Origin of the sequence: Acinetobacter sp. FDAARGOS_558 (assembly GCF_003937785.1) — a bacterium.
Taxonomy (GTDB): domain Bacteria; phylum Pseudomonadota; class Gammaproteobacteria; order Pseudomonadales; family Moraxellaceae; genus Acinetobacter; species Acinetobacter baumannii.
This window is the reverse complement of sequence record NZ_RKJH01000001.1, coordinates 1251527-1270943: the sequence shown is the minus strand read 5'-3', so window position 1 is coordinate 1270943 and position 19417 is coordinate 1251527. Positions and strand designations below refer to the sequence as shown.

Below are 19417 nucleotides of genomic sequence, written 5' to 3'. Positions count from 1 at the left end.
GCCGTTTAAATAAACGGCTTTTTTTTCAAATCTTTACTATGAAAGTCAGCTCAAATTTCCTACTATAGTCACACAACTATTGATTTTTTATTATTCAAATTAATTGGTATTTATATGTTTATGCAGTTTAAACAACTGACTCTCTCCCTATGTATTTTTGGTTTAAGTGCTGCCTCTTTTGCACAAACAACATTAGTAAAAAGTAAGCAAAATGTTGAGGAATATAAATTAGATAATGGTTTTCGGGTAGTGCTTGCGCCGAATGACAAAGAAAATAAAATCTTTATTAATACCATTTATTTAACGGGTTCTTTAAATGATCCACAGGGTAAAAGTGGTTTAGCACATTTACTCGAACATTTAGCATTTAAAGGCACGCAAAATGTAAAAGGTGAAGAATTCCAACGCCGTTTAGATCAATATACGTTAATGACGAATGCGAGCACGGATTACTATTCAACCAAATACACCAATATTGTCCGTCCAGAAAAAACAGCACTCGATCAAGTGCTGTACCTTGAATCTGAGCGCATGGACAAATTAGTTCTACAAGAAAAATTTGTGCCTTCTGAAATTGAAATCGTAAAGCGTGAACGTGAAGTCCGTATGGATCAGCCTTTTGCTGTCTTGATGGATCAAATGTGGAAGTCGGCTTATGGTAATCAATATCTAGGTCGATTACCGATTGGTGATTTACCTGAGCTTAAGTCAATTAAAATGCCTGAGTTGAACCAGTTCTATCGCAGTTGGTATGCGCCTAATAATGCGGTCATGGTGATTTCAGGCAAGTTTGATAAAACTGATGTTTTAAAAACGATAGACCAATATTTTAGCCCAATTCCTGCAAGAGCTGTGCCTAAGCCTGTTCAAGTGCCTGTGTTAGATTCTACAAAACTCAAAAACCGTGAGTTTGTGGTGAAAAAGGGTAGTGATTTGGCCAAATTCCATATCTATATGGATGGTAAAAACACAAAAATTCAACCGGAACTGGCTTTCGCACCTATGTTGTATACCATGCAGCCAAGTGGTCATTTGTACCAAAATATGGTTGAAACAGGTGTTAGTACAGACGTTCAGGCATCAACATGGCTAGATCAAGATTTTAACGTCGTATTTTTAGGTGCTATTTATTCACCAAAAAATGACCCTAAAAAAGTTGAAAGCGCTTTACTCTCAGGAATTGAAAAGGGTAAACCTTTTACAGAGACTGAGCTAAATCGTGTAAAAAGCTTAATGAAAACGCAAGGTGAGTTAGTCAATAAAGATGCCGTTGCTTTGGGTTCGCGTCTAAGTGATTACACTGTAGCGGATGGGCAATGGGACCAATATTTTAAAGATTTAGATTCAATTGATAAAGTGAAGCTCAATGAGGTAAATCAAACCTTAAAACAGTTCCTTGTTGCAGGTCATCGTATTGATGGCGATATTTTGCCAACACCAGAAGACCAAAAGAAAGCATTACAACTCGACGCAAAAGATAAGCCTAAAACATTAGATCAAACAGATGTTAAAGCAGAGCCTTTAAAAGATCCGAAAGTTTATCAACAAGAAGTTGCCGAGTTTTTAAAAACGTCTAAGCAATATGCCGAAAGTAATGAGAAAAAGATCATTCGCGGAAAACTTAAAAATGGAATGAAGTATGCTTTATTCCCTGTAGAAACCCGTGATGATCGTACCTATGCCACCATTACTATGGATTTTGGTACTGAAAAATCTTTATTCGATAAAGGTACGGTTGTTGATTTAACTTCATATTTATTGCTTCGCGGTTCTGATAAATATAGCTTGCAAGATATTGCCGATAAATCGATTGATGCAGGTGGCGCGGCTTATGCGAGTGCCGATGGCAATGGCATGACCATTAATATTCAATCTAAAACTGAAAAGTTTGATGAGTTTTTCAAGTTTGTTCTAGAGGTCATGAAAAATCCTAAATTTGAACAATCTCAATTTGACTTAATTAAATCTCAAAGCTTATCTAGTCTTGATCGTCCTTATACGGAACCGGATGTCGTGGCAGGTTTAACATTATCTCGCTTGGTAGAAGAATACCAGCCAGGTGATTTGCGTTATCACTTTGAACCTGAGTTGGCTAAAAAACAATTAAAGAATGTGACTCAAGAACAAGTGAAAGAGCTATATCAGCATTTCTTTGCAATGAATCATGCGCAAATTGCGATTACAGGTGCATTTGATGCCCAAAAAATGAAAAAGCTATTGAATCAAGAGTTCGGAAGCTGGAATAGCAAACAACCGTATGAAAAAATCTTGATTCAGCACGTTGATTTCCCTGCTCAGCAAGTACATGTCTTATCTGAGCAGCGTGAGTTTGGTAGTTATCAAAGTGTACTTGCCTTACCAGTTGGGAAAAACCATCCTGACGCTTCTGCATTAATTTTAATGAATTACATTTTGGGTGAATCTCAAATTTCTTCACGTTTGGCTCAAGAGCTTCGTGAAAAAAATGCATTGGTATATGGTTTTGGTACTGGTTTGCAATTAGATCGAGACACGAATGTAGGTGCGTTAAGCATTAGTGCAAATTATACGGCTGGTCGCTCGGCACAAGTTTCTGCTTCAGTTCATAAGGTTCTAAATGACTTAATTACTCATGGTATTACAGAGCAGGAGCTTGCAGCAGCGAAGGCGGATATTATGAAGAAACGTGTTACTGCCTTAGAAGATGAACGTAATATCCACGGTATGTTAAATCTAGAGCTTGAGTCAGGTAAAACATTACTTGACCGTGTTAAACATGACCAAGAGTTAACAAAGTTAACGGTTGCTGATGTGAACGCAGTTATTAAAAAATATATTAAACCTTCAAATCTTGTTGAAGTTATGGCTGACCAGTATGGTCAAGCACAAAAGCAGTAAATAATTGCCAAATAAAAAGCCACATGAAGTGGCTTTTTATTTGAGTGGTAAAATATTTTAATGGTCGTGTTTGTGAATATGAAAATCTTCATTCTTACGGAAACGTAAGTAGTTATCGAACTGTTCACAATACTCATCAAAGTTATCTTCAAGCATCATTTGGAACTGTTGAAGAAGGTAAGACATCACCTGATCTTTTGCATCACGCATTTCATTACCATCTTTAAAATTATTAGCAGCCACCCATGTATTAAAACGAGCAGTTGCAAATAACATGGCTGCGCTCACTTGACCGCGAAGCTCAGCCGGGTCTGGCTTTTGGCCTTTTGGCGGGCGACAAAAATCATTTGCTTGTTTAATGAATTCATCCGCACGCTCAAAGAAAACAGCATTTAACGCTTCTTCTTCAGTAATATCTGTTGCATTAATCTTTTGAGACATGACTTATTCCCGCAAAAATAGAGCTGCTTATTATAGGCAAAGCCTTGCGGAAACAAAACCTTTGCCTTAGTCTGTAAATAGCCTAAGTATTGGGAGTTTTAATATGCAAGATGCAATTGCCGTTCAAAGTCTAAAAACAGACATTGCTTTATTACGCCAGCATATTTTTCCACCCCAATATTTGGAGCATGTAGAAGGGCTGCCAATTTATTATGGTTTGCAAGAAGAAGTTGTGGCCTATTATCAGCAATGGAAAGATTTAATAGAAAGGGCACAAGAGCTTTTTCAACCTTTTATGGAAGATGAATTACCAGATGCAATTCATTTACCAAGCCATCTAAACTTACCCTTATTCTTTTTCCATGTAGACCGAATTCGGATTAATAAAACACGCGCAAAAGAATCAAAAACTTTCCGAGGTGTTGCGAGTCTTATTGAAAAATGTGGGCAGTTTGAAACAGATCAGATATTTACCATGCAAGAATTGTTGCAAAGCGATGATACAGCAGCGCTAGTTGCACACCGTGAATTTATTGACTTACGGACGTATGTATTCCAGCATGGTCAAAGTGAATATACGCGTTCACGGTTTTATACCAATGGTATTGTGTTAGGGGTAGAGCCACACTTTAAACTCGTCGATGCTCGCGATAAACCAAGAAAACAGCGTAGTGATAGCTATAGCGATCCATTAGCAGATAACGGTGTATGGAAAGTATTTGGTAAATATAGATAAAAAGTCGCGGCATATTTGCCGCGACTTCAAGATTCTTACCAAAATGTTTTTGCCTGTTTAAATTTTTGCAAAGCTTCGGCAGATTGATTTTGTAAATAAGGTTGTTTGGCTTTAACCCATCCTAATGCAAACCAAAAATGTGGGTCGTGTTCAACCGCTTTATTAAATAGATCTTCGGCAATAAATAAGTCGTTATAAAGTCCTAAAGTATTTTGCACAGGCTGTAATTGTTTTAAAAACTGCTGAACATTTTTACGAGGATATAAGCTCGATATAAACTCAATGCAGTAACGAAGCTGTTTGGCTTTCTTGCGCGTTCTGTGCTGTTCGGTGACTTCAAGTTCAGTGAAATGATCGGCATTACTCACCACTTGATGGTGTAACTTATCTAAGCTTTTTCCTATATATTTTTTCAATTTTCCTTTGGCGTTTTGATCGTCTTCTTCTGAATAGGCAAATGCTAATAAGGCGAGTATAAGCTTAATGGTATCTGCGGATTTAAACAGTGTGGCAAGATCTTTTAATGGCTGTTCAGAGATCGGAAGTAAAAGCTCAGGTGAACCATGCTGCACAATCATAGGTAAAATTTCGGTACGAATGGCATCTTCATCTCGCGTGTCCCCAAGCTGACGGAACAGTTCGGCAATTTGCTCTTCCCACACAGGGTTTAACTCGTCTGACCATGCTGAAAAATGTTTTAGTGCACTACGTAAACGGCGTAAGCTTACGCGTGCCTGATGAATGTGCTCAGCCTCGGCAACTCCATCGGCAATTGCGGCCATGTTAGGCAAGAATTGTCCCAAACAGTTTTCTACAATTTTTTTGAGTGCCTGTTCTGCTGAAATGTCTTTATCTAAGTTCAGATTTTTTGCGTGAACAGCCGGTGAAGCAGCTTGCCCTAATGCGAGTAAATTACCGCGCTCGGCTTTACTTCTAACATCGAGCCAAAGTTCATAACGATTAATCCATTGCTGTGCAAATTGAATCAGAGTTTTAACAGCACCTTGTTTAAGTTCAAACTCAACTTCACAAATTTTACTTTGGGTAGTTGGAGTTTTTACCACACCGTCATCAAGACAGACTTCTATAGCAGTGTCATCGGCTTCAAACACATGATAAGTACGATGTACATCGGTCTCAAACTGTAAGCTTAGCTTTTCGACTTCAGAGCCTAAAGCTTGAGTAATCAAATCGGTGACGGCTTTATTGTCTTTATATAACTCAAGGTTTAAGTCAGGTTCTTGATCGCATTTTCCTAAAAAAACTTCTTCTTCGACACGATGTAAATGACTTTGGCCGGCAGCCTTAAAGGTTTGTACCCACAGATCATTTTCTTTACGTAAGCGTAAGGCCATACCATTTTTTGCAAGTAGGCGGTCTGGCGTATCGTAATACTTGGCCTGTAAATGAATATACTGTGCTTTATGTTTTTTTAAATATTGCTGGACGGTTTTTTTCTTCGATTCAGGTAACTGAAACTTAAGCTCAACTTCAACCATAACAGATCTCCCTGAATCAGGTATTTAAACTATCTTGAATAAGTATAATAGCTTAGCGCTAAAAATAATGTTTTTGATAGAGAAAGTTACAATCAAACATATGACGCTACACTTTTATTTAGGTGTACAATCAGGTGATGTTTTGATCAAATAAAAATCAGGAAGATGATCGTGAATGCACCCGTAAATTTTAATCATGAAACTCAGCCAGAGTTTGAATTACCTATTAAAAACTATCAGGAATTTTATCGTTTTTATTTAACTGAACACCGTAACATTATGAGTAGGCGCTTACATGCGGTGGGCAGTAGCATTGGTCTATACTTTTTTTCAAAAGCTATTCGTAAGAAACAGGCCAAATACGCACTCTATGGTTTAGTTTCTGGCTATGCATGTGCATGGGTTGGACATTTTATGTTTGAGAAAAATAAACCTGCCAGTTTTAAACAACCGCTTTATAGCTTTATTTCTGATTGGCGAATGCTCTCCGATGTTGCGACTGGTCGGTTAAGTTTAATTGATCGCAAGCACGATAAAATTCCAAGTTAATTTTTATTTCTATTTTTAATATACCGATTGGTACTGATAAGCCTATATCAATCGGTACTTATGATGACTTATAAATCCGTTATACTAGCGAAGTTTTTAAAAAGCGAGAGTAGAGTATGCGCGGTTTATACCTCATTACCAATGATGACCCAATCCAATTATTATTAGAAAAATTAGACGCCGCACTCGCAACCCGTCAAATCGCAATTTTACAGTACCGCCGTAAAAAAGTAGACAAAGCCGACCAGCCTGCTGAAGTCGAACAGATCAAACAGTTATGTGAAAAATATCAGGTTCCTTTTGTCATTAATGATGACCTAAAACTGGCTGCTCAGTTTGGTTTAGGTGTGCATTTAGGTCAGAGCGATGGTGAAATCACCGATGCAAAATCGCAGTTACCAGAAGGTGTCATTATTGGCCGTACTTGCTTAAACTCATTAGAACTTGCTCAAAAAGCAATTGCCGATGGCGCAACTTATGTTGCCTTTGGTGCTGTATATGCAACTGCCACTAAACCGGAAGCTGGCAATGTAGGTATAGAAGTGATTAAGCAAGCAGCAGCTCAATATGATTTACCTATTTGTGCAATTGGTGGTTTGACTGTTGAAAATTCAAAACCTGTGATTGAGGCTGGAGCTGACCTCTGTGCAGTCATTAGTGATATATTAGGTCGATCAACTGCTGAAATTCCTGCCCGTGTACAGGCGTGGGCACAATTATTTTCTTAAGCTTTCAAAATTATTTTTTAGATATTTAAGACGAGCATTTCCATGAGTTTATCTCCAAAGCAAGAACAGTTATTTAAACAAGCCAGCAAACACATTCCAGGTGGTGTGAACTCTCCGGTACGTGCCTTTAATGGCGTTGGAGGCACACCGGTTTTCATTGAGAAAGCCAAAGGTGCGTATTTGTGGGATGTAGATGGTAAGCGCTATGTAGATTATGTTGGCTCTTGGGGACCAATGATTTTGGGCCATGCTCATCCGGATATTATTAAGGCTGTGCAAACAGCAGCAGAAGATGGCTTAAGTTTTGGTGCACCAACCGTACACGAAACAACGTTGGCAGATATTATTTGTGAAATCATGCCATCTATTGAATTGGTACGTATGACCAACTCTGGTACAGAAGCGACCATGACTGCTATTCGTTTAGCACGTGGTTATACTGGCCGTGACAAAATCGTGAAGTTTGAAGGTTGTTACCACGGACACTCTGACTCATTGTTAGTAAAAGCAGGTTCTGGTTTATTAACTAAAGGTGAGGGCGAACCAACATCAAAAGGTGTACCAGCTGATTTCGCTAAACACACTTTAACACTGCCATATAACGATATTGCAGCATTAAAAGAATGCTTTGCTAAATTTGGTCATGAAATTGCAGGCGTCATTATTGAACCTGTCGCAGGTAACATGAATATGGTGAAACCAATTGAAGGTTTCTTACAAGCGATTCGTGATGTGTGTGATGAATACAATTCTGTATTTATTATTGACGAAGTAATGACAGGTTTCCGCGTTGCTTTAGGTGGTGCTCAGTCAGTTTATAACGTTAAACCTGACTTAACGACTTTGGGTAAAATTATTGGTGCGGGCTTACCTGTAGGTGCGTTTGGCGGTAAGCGTGAAATCATGGAATGCATCGCACCTTTAGGTGGTGTATACCAAGCGGGGACTTTATCTGGTAACCCACTTGCTATGCGTGCTGGTATTGAAATGTTTAAACATTTACGTCAACCGGACTTTTACAGCAAGTTATCTGCTCAACTTGAAAAGTTACTTGCAGGTTTACAAGCAGCAGCAGATGAAGCGGGTATTCCATTTAAAACTCAGCAAGCTGGCGCAATGTTTGGGCTTTACTTTACTGACCAAGAAGACATCACAAGCTTTGACTCTATGTTGGCATGTGATATTGAAGCTTTCAAAAAGTTCTTCCATGGCATGTTAAAACGTGGCGTAAACTTGGCGCCGTCTGCATTTGAAGCAGGCTTTATTTCATCTGCTCATTCTGATGAAGATATCGAGTTTACCATTCAGGCTGCAAAAGAAACCTTCGCCGAAATGAAGTAAGCAAAAAAGCCCGTTTTAAACGGGCTTTTTAATTTGAGCTATTTTTTATTTGTAGAGAACAATGTTTTATCCCTTACCTCGAAAAATCCAGTTAGCCGCAAGTACTTCAAATTGGCCTATTGAATCTACGCGAAGCATATTGCTCCTAGTCGGGCTAGATGATCTTGAAAATATATCTGATTGGGCGCATCAGCCATTAGCTGATCATATAGAAATGCTAAGTAAAAGAGCACAAGCACTCGAAATTCCGGTCATGATGATTCAGTCATCTCAACTTCAACAGGCCATGTTACAGCTTGGGCAGCACTTGTCATCAAACACTCAGGCACAGGTAATTATGGCGGGGAATTTATCACCGCTATTTAAGCAAGTCATGCAGCTTGTTTTATCCATTACCGATTATGTAGCTGTTGTAAATGATGCAATCTTGGCGAGTAGTTTAGAGCAGCATATACAATGGATTGAAAAAATAAGTTTTGACCATATTCAACATATAAACACGCAGACTTTAATGCGCTTATGGTCTTTAAGTGCGCCGTCATTACAGGTGTTGTCCGATAAAGGAATTTTATTGGCAGTTGCTGAACAGATAGGGCGACATCCAATGGAAATTCATCCCGAAATAGATTTAAGAAACTATGGTCTAGACGCTTCGGGAGTCAATTATTTGGTGGAATTATGGCGTGCTAATGGTGCGAGCCTAACTGTTGATGAGTTGATGCAAACTCCTACATTGCAACATATTATGCAGTTATTGAAGCGCTAATCGGCTTTAGCCGTAACGTGATTCATAATATTTGCAAATTCTGTCGTTAATTTACCCGAACGGCATTGTAATTCGGACGTAAGCTTTTTATTATTGCCCGCTTGTTTTTCATCTTGCCTTGGGAATACAACTTTGAGTGATTTTCTAAGTGAACATCTGATCTATCGTGATGATGATTTTATGGTGATTCATAAACCTTCGGACATCTTGAGTGTGCCAGGGAAAGGTGATTTACATGACAGCGTTTTGACAAGACTGGTGGCAATTGAACCACGAACTTTGCTCATTCACCGCCTTGACCGTGATACTTCGGGTATTTTGGTTTTTGGGTTATCTAAGCGTGGACAGAGTGCGATTGCACGCCAATTTCAAGACCGTCAAACTTCGAAAATATATGAAGCGCTAGTTGCTGGTCATTTAGAGGGTGAAGGGACAGTGGATATCCCTGTCGTCTATGATCCGAGTCGACCACCTTTACATATTGTCAATGCTTCTCATAACAAACCTGCTTTAACACATTGGCAGGTAATTGAACATTTCCAGATTCAAGGACAACCGGTTACGCGTGTCAAATTAACACCGATTACCGGACGTTCTCATCAACTCCGTGTACACATGCAATATCTGGGACATCCGATTGTAGGTGATACATTGTATGCAACACCGGAACAATTACTTGTTCCTCGTCTGTGCTTGCATGCTAAACAGTTAAGCTTTAATCATCCTGTCACAGGGGAATCATTAACTTTTAACTGTCCTGTACCGTTTTAATGTAAAAACTTTCAATGAGTAATTTTTGTAGCGAAACAATTTAATTGGTTTCTGCTGCAAAATTTTGCTTTAAAGACTACATAAAAAGATGCAAAAATAAGCTACTTTGCATCGTACAATATGTAGTGCGAACTTGAGAAAAAGGTGGAAAAATTGCAGCAGTATGCTATTGGTCAACGTTGGCTATCAGATACAGAGACTGAGCTCGGTTTAGGCGTTCTTATTGATGTAGATGAAAGATCTGTCAGCATTTTATTCCCCAAAAGTGATGAAACGCGTGTTTATGCACGCAACAATGCACCGCTTTCTCGCATCATCTTTAATGTAAATGATGAAGTTCAAGACCAAGAAGGCAATAAGTGGAATGTCGAGTCTATTGAAGACCGTCATGGTGTTTTGCGTTATAACGTGGTTCGTACTTTAGAAAATGGCGAGCAAGAACGTAAAGCGCTAAACGAAACGCGTATTGGTGCACAAATTCAATTATCAAAACCTTTAGATCGTTTGCTGGCAAGCCAGATTGATTATAAAGAGTGGTATGACCTACGCATTGAAGCAATGCTGATGCAGGCGCAAATGCAAACCAGCCCATTACGCGGCTTGGTTGGGGCGCGTGTGGGTTTAATTCCGCATCAGCTCTATATTGCACATGAAGTCGGTAAACGTTTCGCACCGCGTGTTTTACTTGCTGATGAAGTAGGTTTAGGTAAAACAATTGAAGCTGGTTTAATTATCCACCAACAGCTTAAAACCGGCCGTTCTGAACGTATCCTGATTTTAGTCCCTGATTCACTGCAATATCAGTGGATGATTGAAATGCGACGCCGTTTCAATTTGCAATTTTCTCTGTTTGATTTAACCCGTACTGCATCTATCAAAGAACATGATCCAGAACTTAACCCGTTCTTAACTGAGCAATGCATTATTGCCAGCGTCGACTTGATGGTGGACCATGATGATTTACGTGAGCAAGCATTAGAAGCTGGTTTCGATTTACTCGTCGTCGACGAAGCACATCACTTGATGTGGAGCGAAGAAGAGGGTGGTAACGATCGTTACGACTTGGTTGAAGAGCTTGCTGAAAATACGGCAGGTGTATTGTTGCTTACTGCAACGCCTGAACAGCTGGGTGTGGAAAGTCACTTTGCGCGCTTACGTTTGTTAGATCCACAGCGCTTTAGCAGTTTAGAGCGTTTCTTGGATGAAGAAGCTCAATATCAGCAAACTGCGCAAGTTGCAGAAGTGCTTATGTCGGATGAGCCTTTAACTCAAGAGCATTTAACTGCTTTAGAAGGTTTGTTGGGGCATTCAATTGAAGACCAACCTGAGCAACGTTTCAGAGCGATTCATGAGTTGTTAGACCGTCACGGCACAGGTCGTATTTTATTCCGTAATACGCGTGAAGCGATTCAAGGCTTCCCTGGCCGTGATTGCCAACCTGCGCCTTTACCTGCGCCAGCAGATTGGTCAAAAGACGGTAAATTACGCGAGCAAATGTGGCCAGAAGAAGCACAAATTGATGGCTCATGGATGCAAAATGACCCGCGTGTACCGTGGTTAATGGAAATTCTACGTAAAGAACTTAAGCATAAAAAAGTTCTTTTAATTGCCCGTAGTGGTCCTGTTGTCGAGTCTTTAGAAAGTGCGCTTCGTTTGCATGCAGGGATTCGTACAGCCATGTTCCATGAAGGTATGAGTTTGCTTGAGCGTGACCAAGCGGCTGCTTACTTTGCAGAAGAAAGCTACGGTGCTCAAATCTTACTTTGTTCAGAAATTGGTTCAGAAGGCCGTAACTTCCAGTTTGCGAGTGATTTAATTTTATTTGATTTGCCTGCAAACCCTGACGTTTTAGAACAACGTATTGGTCGCTTAGACCGTATTGGTCAAGAAAACCGTATCCAGATTCATGTACCTTACTTAATGGGCACCGCTCAAGAGCGTATGTTCCGTTGGTATAATGAAGCATTAAATATTTTCAGCAATATTTCTCCAACAGCTCAAACGCTACAAGAAAACTTTATTGTTGAATTAAAAGATTGCTTGCTTGCCGACCAAGGTCAAACATTTGAAGATTTACTCGAAGAAGTTAATGTTCAACGCCAAGCTTTAGAAGCAGAGTTACAAGCTGGTCGAGATCGTCTGCTTGAGTACAACTCATGTCGTCCTATCGTTGCACAAGAAATTGTTCAAGCGTTAGAAGACTATGATGACAACACAACGCTGCCTATGTTTGTGAAGCGTTTCATGTCTTCAACTAATATTGACTTTGATGAGCAAAGTAACGGTACAGTCATTATTCGTCCAACCGACCAGATGCAAGTGCAAGGTTTGGCATTAGACGAAGAAGGTATGACTGCGACTTTCTATCGTGACCAAGCGCAAATGCGTGAAGACGCTCAGTATCTAACTTTAGAACATCCATTTATTGAAAGTGTCATGGAAATGATCCGCACACAATCATTTGGTAGTACCAATGTTGCTGTGCTTAAGTCCAATGCATTAAAGCAAGGTTCGGTTTTACTTGAAGTCTGGTTTAAAGTTGATGTGGTGGCACCAAAATCCTTGAACTTGCCATCAAGCTTACCAAAACAACTTATTCGCGTATTGTTAAGTGAGAATGGTCAGGACTTATCTGAAAAGATTGATCCAACCATTTTAAAACCTTATTTGCATCACTTAGATGGCAATAGCTGCCGCCAAGTGGTTAAAGCCCGCCGTGAAGTGATTGAAGAGCGTTATAAACAAGCGCTTGATATTGCTAAAGAAGGTTTACCTCAGCTTCAACAGCAAGCAAAAGAGCATTATGGTAATAAATGGCAATATGAGATTGATCGTTTAACTTACTTAAAACAGTTCAACCCGAGCATTCGCCAAGACGAAATTGAGCGCTTACAGAAGTTGCAAAAAGAAGGTTTAAGCTTGCTTGATGGCTTAACCGTAACACCTGAAGCGATTCAAGTGCTTGTAGTAGTCAAACCATAAGCAATGAGTAATAAAAAAAGCGCCACACAGGCGCTTTTTTATTGAGTAAATTTTAGTTAAATCAATCTGGCATCTTTTAATTCTAGTTTTAAATAAGCATAGAAAATCGGTGCTGCAATTAAGCCACTTAAGCCAAAGATTGACTCGAAAATTAACATAGCCAATAAAATTTCCCATGCATTGGCATTAATTTTATGACCAATAATTTTGGCATTAATAAAGTATTCCAACTTGTGAACTAATACGAGGTAGAGTAGCGCAACACCTGCTAGACCGAGTGAAATTGTAAGAGCCGCAATAAAAGTTAAAGTATTTGAAATTAAATTCCCTAAAATTGGAATTAAGCCAAACATAAAGGTAAGAATGGTTAAGGTTTTGGCGAAAGGTAGGTGAACACCCCAGATCGGCAATAGTACAAAAGCAAATAATATAAAGAGCAGCGTATTAATCGCTGAAATTTTAATTTGTGCAAAAACTACATTTCTAAAAGAAATTGATAATTTTTGAATACGTTGAATCAGTAAGGATTTGAAAACAGGTTGGGGGGTACGTCGGTGAAAGCCGTGAATAGCAACCAATATACCGATAATAAGACCCATCACCATAGTCACTAGATTATGCAAAATATCGGAACTGGCATTTTTTAATGTAGTCACGTTATCTTTCATAAACGCGAATATTTCATCTTTCAGTTCTGTAACGCTATCTGGAATATAGCCCGGTAAATATTTCCCAATCTCCGCTTGTAGGTGCAGTAGTGTTTGGTCGACTTTACCGTTAATACTATGTAAACCGACTCCTTTTAAATCATAAACTACAAAGCTAATTAAACTTGTAATGAAAAAAGCAAGAAGAGAAATAGTAATAATACTTAATAAAATACTAATAAAAATGCGGGCTCTTTGACCATCAATATAACGTTCAACAATAGAGCTTAAACTAATAATAATTTCATAAATGAGAAAGCCTGCAAAAAAACTTGCTAAGAGATGCAAGGGGATAACCGAAAGCAAAAAAATGCCCATCAGAATATAGCTTGCAATCAGGCTTTGACGATTACTCAAACTTTGCATGTGAATCCCTGAATAACGTGGGGAAGTATTGATATGTATTGCTAGAATTATTTACTTATACTCTTGCATCTAAGCTGCTTCAATCTATGGTTTATATTTTTATTAATCAGCAGGCACAGGTGTATAAAAAATGGCTTGTAAAATCACAAACCATTTTATGTGGAATCTATCTTATTTTTGCTTCGTCTAGATGACGGGCACCTTCTAAAATCATTCTGATCATAATCATTGTTTGTTCTGCGACTTCCGCACGCTGATCAATAGGAAGGTCAATCACTTTGGCACCCATGTGAAAAACAAGTTGTGTAATTGCTTTTGCAACAAGTTCAGGGTGATATAGATGATTGTTATTGAGGCGTTCTAAGCGAATTAAGTCTTCTTGTAGCTCTTGCTGAAAGAAGTTGAGCTGTCGATCTACAGCGGCTTTATAAGAGGCGGAACCTGTAAAACCTTCTCGCAACAATAAACTTAAATTACCTTCATCGGCATCGAGCTGTTGCAGAAAAATTTCTACAGAACTACGAATAATGCTGTCTTGCAAAGATGCACGAAGGCGAGCTTGACGAATAATTTTACGTAATACGATACCGGCACGGTCAATGAGTGAAATAGCTAATTCATCAATGTCTTTAAAGTGACGATAAAAACTGTTTGGGGCAATACCAGCTTCTCTTGCAACTTCACGTAAGCTGAGTGAGGCAATACTTTTTTGTGGACCAATCAGGTTAAGAGCTGCCTGAAAAAGTTCTTCTTTCGTAATCGTCGCTTTTCTTCCAACAGAACGCGTTACTGTTTTTATTTCAATGACATCTTGTGATGAGGTTGTGTCATTTGGGCTCTGAGAAAGTGAGGTTTGGGTCATGTTTTTCAATATATTCTTAAACTGTCTGGATTATAGCGTTAGACAGGGAACTTGTGAAATTGTAATTAAAAGTACGAGTGTATATACAAATATATATACATGTGTATAATAATTAAAAAAGAGCGACAGAGCCCTCAGTTATGCAAGCAATCGAAAAGAGAAATTCTCTATTCAATTCATTAACACAAGCTGTATTTGACAAAAATATGGCGAACTTCTGGCTACAAAAAATAAATCCTTTATGGTCTGTGCAGCATGGACTAGTTCAAATTGTAAAAAAAGAATTCGTAGCTCATGACACTGTGAGCCTGACATTAAAATGCAACCGCTTGGTGAAAATGGGTGCGGCAGGTCAACATCATCCAGTGATTGTTGAAATTGCGGGCCGTCGTTATGAACGTACTTATAGCTTGACGCAAATTGATGCAGAGCACTTACGTTTAACAGTTAAAAAAGTTGCTGATGGTATTGTCAGTAACTGGTTTATTGCAGAAAGCAAAATTGGTGATGTTTTTGAGCTTGGGCAGCCTTATGGTGACATGCAACAAAACATTCAGACACCGAAATTAATTATGTTAGCTGCTGGTAGTGGTATTACGCCAATGTTGAGCTTAATCACAGCAATTAAGCAAAGCCAACAGTTAGAAAAAACGCAGGTTCAGCTTTTATATTGGGTCAAACAGCGTTCTGATGCTGCTTTTACAGAGTACTTTGAACAAGTGGCTGAACAAAACCCAAACTTTAGCTATCAGGTGTTTTACACACAAGAAACACCAAATGATGAACGTTTAAATGCCGAACATCTTGCACTGGTTGATGGGATTGAAAACAGCACAGTTTATGCATGTGGTCCATCGGGCTTTGTTTCAACTGTTGAACAGCTTTTTGAAAAAGCACCAACAGTACTTACTGAAGCATTTAGTTTAACTAATGAAAGTTCTGCGGATGACATTGGTTATGTGAATGTCACATTAACCCAGTCTAATAAAGTGATTGCAATTCCTAAAGGCCAATCCATTTTGGTCAGCCTTGAGCATGAAGGCCTTAAGCCGACACATGGCTGTCGTATGGGAATTTGTAATAAATGTGTTTGTAGTAAAACGCAAGGTTCTACACGTAATTTACTAAACGGTAGCCAAAATACGGAACCAAGCCAATTACTTAAAATTTGTGTGAACTCAGCACAATCCGATCTAGTTATTGATCTTTAAGAGAGAACTCTTATGAATATGCCAGTGAAAGTCGAATATTTTAAAAATCCTAAAAATCGAGATTTGACTCCAGCAGAACTTGAAGCATTTGCAAAAGAGCTTGATCAGATCAAACAAGAAGTATTGGATGATTTGGGTGAAAAAGACGCTAAATATATTCGCCGTGTCTATGCTGCTATTCGTTATAGTAGCTTTTTAGGCCGGGCTTGTTTATTTGCAGGTTGGTTCCCGCCGGCGTGGATTTTAGGTACGGGTTTATTAGGTTTCTCTAAAATTATGGAGAACATGGAGCTCGGCCATAATGTTATGCACGGTCAATATGACTGGATGAATGACCCGAAATTTAATGGTCAAACTTATGAATGGGATACTGTAGGTACCTCTGATAACTGGCGTCAAACCCATAACTATAAACATCATACTTATACCAATATTAAAGGTATTGATGATGACATTGGTTATGGCTTACTTCGCTTATTCCCTGAGCAACGTTGGAAGCCAGGGTTCTTATTGCAGCCTATTTACAGTATTCCATTTTGCTTATTGTTCCAGTGGGGCGTAGCAATTCAGAATCTTGAAATTGGGCGTGTACTTTACAAGCGTAAAACTAAGGCACAATTTTTAGAAGAGTTAAAACCGGTTAATAAAAAGATTGGCAAGCAACTCTTTAAAGATTATGTTTTCTTCCCACTTATTGCAGGGCCGGCAGCACTACCAGTATTTACAGGTAACTTAGTTGCAAATGGCCTTCGTAATATCTGGACCTTTAGTATTATTTTCTGTGGTCATTTCACGAAAGATGCTGAAGTGTTTCCAAAATCTGTTTTACAAGAAGAAAGCCGTGGACACTGGTATATGCGCCAAATTCGTGGTTCTTCTAACTTAACAGGTTCAGAAGCATTCCATATTTTGTCTGGTCACTTAAGTCATCAAATTGAACATCACTTATTCCCAGATATTCCTGCTCGTCGTTATCGCCAAATGGCTCCAAAAGTTGAGGCGGTTTGTAAGAAATATGGCTTGAACTATAACAATGCCAGCTTTGTTAAGCAGTTTGGACAAGTGGTTGGACGTATTGTGAAATATGCGTTCCCATTTAAAAAATAAGATAAAAGAGCCCTGAGAATTCAGGGCTTTTTTTATTTCTTTTTAGAAATCCACATGGTAATTGTGGCATGAAATACTTTATCTTTGTGAGTGTCGTAAATATCTACGTTGACTAAATATTCTCCAGCTTTTTCCCAGTTATAATCAGCTTCCACTGGTGTAGCAATTGCAATTAAGTCTGTTTCAGCTTTTTTTAAATATTCAACAGTCATTCCTTTTGGAATCCAGCGATGGGTAGATGGGACAGTAACTTCTGTCATTGTTCCACCCGCCAGTTCAGCCATATTACACATCGCAATCGCATGGACTGTTCCAATGTGGTTAAGCACAGAACGCTTCTTCTTAATAGAAATTTCGCAATAATTCGGTTTTAACTCAATAAAAAGAGGGGAAATACTGCCGAAATAAGGTGCTTTTAAGCACAGCATACGAGAGAAAGTCCACTTGCCTTTAGGAAAAGCAGTTACTTTATTCCAGAGCTCTAATGTGGTTGCCATAATTTGACTTCCTTTAATTTTAAAAATACAGAATATTATTCTGTTTAAGAATATAGTTCTGTTTACAAATATGCGTCAAGTCATTCAAAATATCTCCGATGACTGGTCAGAGAATACAAAATGGTATCTGCTCAAAATTTATTAGAACGCTTATATCCTGGAAGAAGAGCTGCTTTAAAACGACAAATATTATTAGATGCTTTAGATTGTTTTTTAGAGCAGGGCATTGAAACGACTAGTATTGAAATGATTCGTGCCAAATCAGAAAGTAGCGTTGGGGCGATTTATCATCATTTTAAAAATAAAGAGGGTATAGTGGCGGCCTTATTTTTTTCAGCTTTAGATGATCAAACAGCTCTGAGAGATGAATATTTAAAACAGTCCAAAACATTAAAAGATGTTGTAGAAGCTCTAATTTATAGTTATGTGGACTGGGTAAGTGAGCAACCGGAATTTGCAAAATTCTTAATTACTGCGCGTTTTAACATTATAGAGGGGGAGGAACAGCAACAACTTACACAAAAAAATAAGAGTAGAAACCAAAAGATATTTAGCTTGATTTCAAACTTTGAAGAATTTAAAGCATTTAGTTTAATTCCACATGAACTTTTGCTTTCATTAGTGATTGGTTCTACAGAGAGCTATTGTCGTGCGTGGTTATCACAACGTGTAAAAGCTGACCCCAAAGACTATAGAGAAATTCTGGCAAAAGCAGCTTGGAATTCATTACAGGATTTGCGTTTAGAACATTAATAGCGAGCAATAAAAAAAACCGCATGAAGAATGCGGTTTTAGATTGAAAAATGAATTATTTAAACTGGATTGAACCGTTTGCATTTACAGTAATTTTAGACTCACCAGCAGCCATGTCTTGAGCTGGTGCCGCTTCAGCCGCAGCGAACTTAGCTAGGCTGGCACGCATTACAGGTTGAGGAAAATAGTTATTCGTGTTCAGGTTTAGAGTGACCAAAGAATATTGGCTTTTATTCCATGCTTGAGTCAACATTTGAGCACGCTGTTGAAAGTTTTTAGACGCTTCTACCATCAATTCATTCTCAACTTTTTTACGTTGCTCATCTGAGACGCTAAAATTAATGGATTGAGTTTGAAAGCTTTGTTGTAACTCATTAATTAATTGGCTAGCAGCTTTAAAATCTTTACTTTCTAGACGAATTTCCGCGCGGCCACGCCATTCTTTTAATTTATTACTGTCATTGTCATAAATTGGATAAGTGCTTTGAGCACCAGTTTCCACTTTCACTTGTGAGTATTTACGCGAAGTTGCGAGTGCTTGGTTCATTAACTGGTTAATTTGGTTTGAAAGTTCTGCAGGCTGCTTATTGCTTTTTTCAATATATAAAGTTGCATGCATTTCATCGTTTGAAACTTGGCGAGAAGCTTCTGCTTGAACATTTACAATATTGTAGTGAAGGGCATTATCATCTTGGGCAAAAACCATAGGGCTGAGTACCGTACCAAGGAGAAGAGTAGATATTGCTAAAGTACGCATAAATTTATCCTTTAAAAATTAATATAAATTTAATTTTTTTCATTAAGAAATGTTAAACATAAGTTATGCATAACTTTTGCAGATTTTGTGGGGTATTTGTAATATTTAAATCAAGTTTTTTAATTTTTGGTAAGAATAAAATTCTTTAAAAATAAAAAACTTAGAATTAAAGTGTTTCAATGTAACTTAAAAAATCACACGAATATAAAAAAAGAATATTTTCTTTAGGTTGTCACATAGTATGATGATAATTCATCATAACTATTGGGATAATACAATTTTTCAATAAGATTAGATGAGTAAAGTACACAAAAAACGTTTTTTTTCTTGCAAAATTAGGTATCATCGCGCTCCTAGTTACAAGATATAAAATATGTGTCTTCGCTAGTTCTATAAAGCACCGAGTCAAAGGACCAAAAGTCACCAGACTTATTTCTTTCTACCCTTATCAGAGATGGTAATCCGAT

17 protein-coding genes are annotated in these 19417 nt (G+C 38.3%); 11 read left to right on the top strand and 6 right to left on the bottom strand.

The window, feature by feature from the left end; all coding sequences use genetic code 11:
• Positions 1-114: 114 nt before the first annotated feature.
• Entirely contained in the window at positions 115-2877 is a 2763-nt protein-coding gene (locus EGT34_RS06120) for a M16 family metallopeptidase (protein WP_000480983.1), read from the top strand.
• Between the two features lie 57 nt (positions 2878-2934).
• On the opposite strand, the gene EGT34_RS06115 is transcribed toward EGT34_RS06120, so the two are convergent.
• The gene (locus EGT34_RS06115; protein ID WP_000078675.1) at positions 2935-3318 is read right to left on the bottom strand and encodes a DUF3144 domain-containing protein; all 384 of its coding nucleotides are present in this window, start codon (positions 3316-3318) and stop codon (positions 2935-2937) included.
• Positions 3319-3421: 103 nt separating this feature from the next.
• On the opposite strand from EGT34_RS06115, the gene EGT34_RS06110 reads away from it, so the two are divergent.
• Positions 3422-4054 (top strand): hypothetical protein, encoded by a 633-nt coding sequence (locus EGT34_RS06110; protein WP_031974730.1) that lies wholly within the window; start codon positions 3422-3424, stop codon positions 4052-4054.
• 35 nt (positions 4055-4089) lie between these two features.
• Here EGT34_RS06110 and EGT34_RS06105 read toward each other — a convergent pair whose 3' ends face one another.
• Positions 4090-5553, bottom strand: coding sequence for a CYTH and CHAD domain-containing protein (locus EGT34_RS06105; RefSeq protein WP_000230507.1), 1464 nt, complete (start codon positions 5551-5553; stop codon positions 4090-4092).
• A gap of 165 nt (positions 5554-5718) precedes the next feature.
• Here EGT34_RS06105 and EGT34_RS06100 point away from each other — a divergent pair, with 165 nt between their 5' ends.
• The 6 genes from EGT34_RS06100 to rapA all read left to right on the top strand — a co-directional run bounded on the left by EGT34_RS06100 (position 5719) and on the right by rapA (position 12690).
• The gene (locus EGT34_RS06100; protein WP_000636741.1) at positions 5719-6102 is read left to right on the top strand and encodes a DUF962 domain-containing protein; all 384 of its coding nucleotides are present in this window, start codon (positions 5719-5721) and stop codon (positions 6100-6102) included.
• Between the two features lie 116 nt (positions 6103-6218).
• A complete protein-coding gene (thiE, locus tag EGT34_RS06095) occupies positions 6219-6830 on the top strand; it encodes a thiamine phosphate synthase (protein WP_001214807.1) in 612 nt (203 codons plus the stop codon).
• Positions 6831-6872: 42 nt separating this feature from the next.
• A complete protein-coding gene (hemL, locus tag EGT34_RS06090) occupies positions 6873-8171 on the top strand; it encodes a glutamate-1-semialdehyde 2,1-aminomutase (RefSeq protein WP_000059229.1) in 1299 nt (432 codons plus the stop codon).
• A 61-nt stretch (positions 8172-8232) separates the two neighbouring features.
• Positions 8233-8937 carry a phosphopantetheine-binding protein gene (locus EGT34_RS06085; RefSeq protein ID WP_060454525.1) on the top strand — a complete coding sequence of 235 codons (705 nt, stop codon included), beginning with the start codon at positions 8233-8235 and terminating at the stop codon, positions 8935-8937.
• A gap of 132 nt (positions 8938-9069) precedes the next feature.
• Positions 9070-9708, top strand: coding sequence for an RluA family pseudouridine synthase (locus EGT34_RS06080; protein ID WP_024437082.1), 639 nt, complete (start codon positions 9070-9072; stop codon positions 9706-9708).
• Positions 9709-9852: 144 nt separating this feature from the next.
• A complete protein-coding gene (gene rapA, locus EGT34_RS06075; RefSeq protein ID WP_000413591.1) occupies positions 9853-12690 on the top strand; it encodes an RNA polymerase-associated protein RapA in 2838 nt (945 codons plus the stop codon).
• Between the two features lie 56 nt (positions 12691-12746).
• Here the strand turns inward: rapA and EGT34_RS06070 are convergent, their stop codons facing one another.
• Positions 12747-13763, bottom strand: a complete 1017-nt coding sequence (locus EGT34_RS06070; RefSeq protein WP_001191208.1) for an AI-2E family transporter — start codon at positions 13761-13763, stop codon at positions 12747-12749.
• A gap of 166 nt (positions 13764-13929) precedes the next feature.
• The gene (gene fabR / locus EGT34_RS06065) at positions 13930-14625 is read right to left on the bottom strand and encodes an HTH-type transcriptional repressor FabR (RefSeq protein ID WP_000195202.1); all 696 of its coding nucleotides are present in this window, start codon (positions 14623-14625) and stop codon (positions 13930-13932) included.
• A 140-nt stretch (positions 14626-14765) separates the two neighbouring features.
• On the opposite strand from fabR, the gene EGT34_RS06060 reads away from it, so the two are divergent.
• Together EGT34_RS06060 and EGT34_RS06055 are read left to right on the top strand one after the other, a co-directional pair.
• The gene (locus tag EGT34_RS06060; protein ID WP_001147894.1) at positions 14766-15836 is read left to right on the top strand and encodes a ferredoxin reductase; all 1071 of its coding nucleotides are present in this window, start codon (positions 14766-14768) and stop codon (positions 15834-15836) included.
• A 12-nt stretch (positions 15837-15848) separates the two neighbouring features.
• Entirely contained in the window at positions 15849-16943 is a 1095-nt protein-coding gene (locus tag EGT34_RS06055) for a fatty acid desaturase family protein (RefSeq protein WP_001057073.1), read from the top strand.
• A 32-nt stretch (positions 16944-16975) separates the two neighbouring features.
• Here EGT34_RS06055 and EGT34_RS06050 read toward each other — a convergent pair whose 3' ends face one another.
• The gene (locus tag EGT34_RS06050; RefSeq protein WP_000246244.1) at positions 16976-17440 is read right to left on the bottom strand and encodes a hotdog fold domain-containing protein; all 465 of its coding nucleotides are present in this window, start codon (positions 17438-17440) and stop codon (positions 16976-16978) included.
• A 120-nt stretch (positions 17441-17560) separates the two neighbouring features.
• Here EGT34_RS06050 and EGT34_RS06045 point away from each other — a divergent pair, with 120 nt between their 5' ends.
• On the top strand, positions 17561-18193 hold the full coding sequence (locus EGT34_RS06045) for a TetR/AcrR family transcriptional regulator (RefSeq protein WP_000253006.1): 633 nt from the start codon (positions 17561-17563) through the stop codon (positions 18191-18193).
• 55 nt (positions 18194-18248) lie between these two features.
• Here the strand turns inward: EGT34_RS06045 and EGT34_RS06040 are convergent, their stop codons facing one another.
• Positions 18249-18950 carry an SIMPL domain-containing protein gene (locus EGT34_RS06040; protein WP_001259429.1) on the bottom strand — a complete coding sequence of 234 codons (702 nt, stop codon included), beginning with the start codon at positions 18948-18950 and terminating at the stop codon, positions 18249-18251.
• Between the last annotated feature and the right edge of the window lie 467 nt (positions 18951-19417).

What these genes read in the sequence shown, in the direction of transcription:
- EGT34_RS06110 (WP_031974730.1), top strand. Translation starts at nt 3,422, where the DNA reads ATGCAAGATGCAATTGCCGTTCAAAGTCTAAAAACAGACATTGCTTTA.
- hemL (WP_000059229.1), top strand. Translation starts at nt 6,873, where the DNA reads ATGAGTTTATCTCCAAAGCAAGAACAGTTATTTAAACAAGCCAGCAAA.
- EGT34_RS06070 (WP_001191208.1), bottom strand. Translation starts at nt 13,763, where the DNA reads ATGCAAAGTTTGAGTAATCGTCAAAGCCTGATTGCAAGCTATATTCTG.
- EGT34_RS06050 (WP_000246244.1), bottom strand. Translation starts at nt 17,440, where the DNA reads ATGGCAACCACATTAGAGCTCTGGAATAAAGTAACTGCTTTTCCTAAA.
- EGT34_RS06040 (WP_001259429.1), bottom strand. Translation starts at nt 18,950, where the DNA reads ATGCGTACTTTAGCAATATCTACTCTTCTCCTTGGTACGGTACTCAGC.
- fabR (WP_000195202.1), bottom strand. Translation starts at nt 14,625, where the DNA reads ATGACCCAAACCTCACTTTCTCAGAGCCCAAATGACACAACCTCATCA.
- EGT34_RS06115 (WP_000078675.1), bottom strand. Translation starts at nt 3,318, where the DNA reads ATGTCTCAAAAGATTAATGCAACAGATATTACTGAAGAAGAAGCGTTA.
- EGT34_RS06045 (WP_000253006.1), top strand. Translation starts at nt 17,561, where the DNA reads ATGGTATCTGCTCAAAATTTATTAGAACGCTTATATCCTGGAAGAAGA.
- EGT34_RS06100 (WP_000636741.1), top strand. Translation starts at nt 5,719, where the DNA reads ATGATCGTGAATGCACCCGTAAATTTTAATCATGAAACTCAGCCAGAG.
- EGT34_RS06060 (WP_001147894.1), top strand. Translation starts at nt 14,766, where the DNA reads ATGCAAGCAATCGAAAAGAGAAATTCTCTATTCAATTCATTAACACAA.
- thiE (WP_001214807.1), top strand. Translation starts at nt 6,219, where the DNA reads ATGCGCGGTTTATACCTCATTACCAATGATGACCCAATCCAATTATTA.
- EGT34_RS06085 (WP_060454525.1), top strand. Translation starts at nt 8,233, where the DNA reads ATGTTTTATCCCTTACCTCGAAAAATCCAGTTAGCCGCAAGTACTTCA.
- EGT34_RS06105 (WP_000230507.1), bottom strand. Translation starts at nt 5,553, where the DNA reads ATGGTTGAAGTTGAGCTTAAGTTTCAGTTACCTGAATCGAAGAAAAAA.
- EGT34_RS06120 (WP_000480983.1), top strand. Translation starts at nt 115, where the DNA reads ATGTTTATGCAGTTTAAACAACTGACTCTCTCCCTATGTATTTTTGGT.
- EGT34_RS06055 (WP_001057073.1), top strand. Translation starts at nt 15,849, where the DNA reads ATGAATATGCCAGTGAAAGTCGAATATTTTAAAAATCCTAAAAATCGA.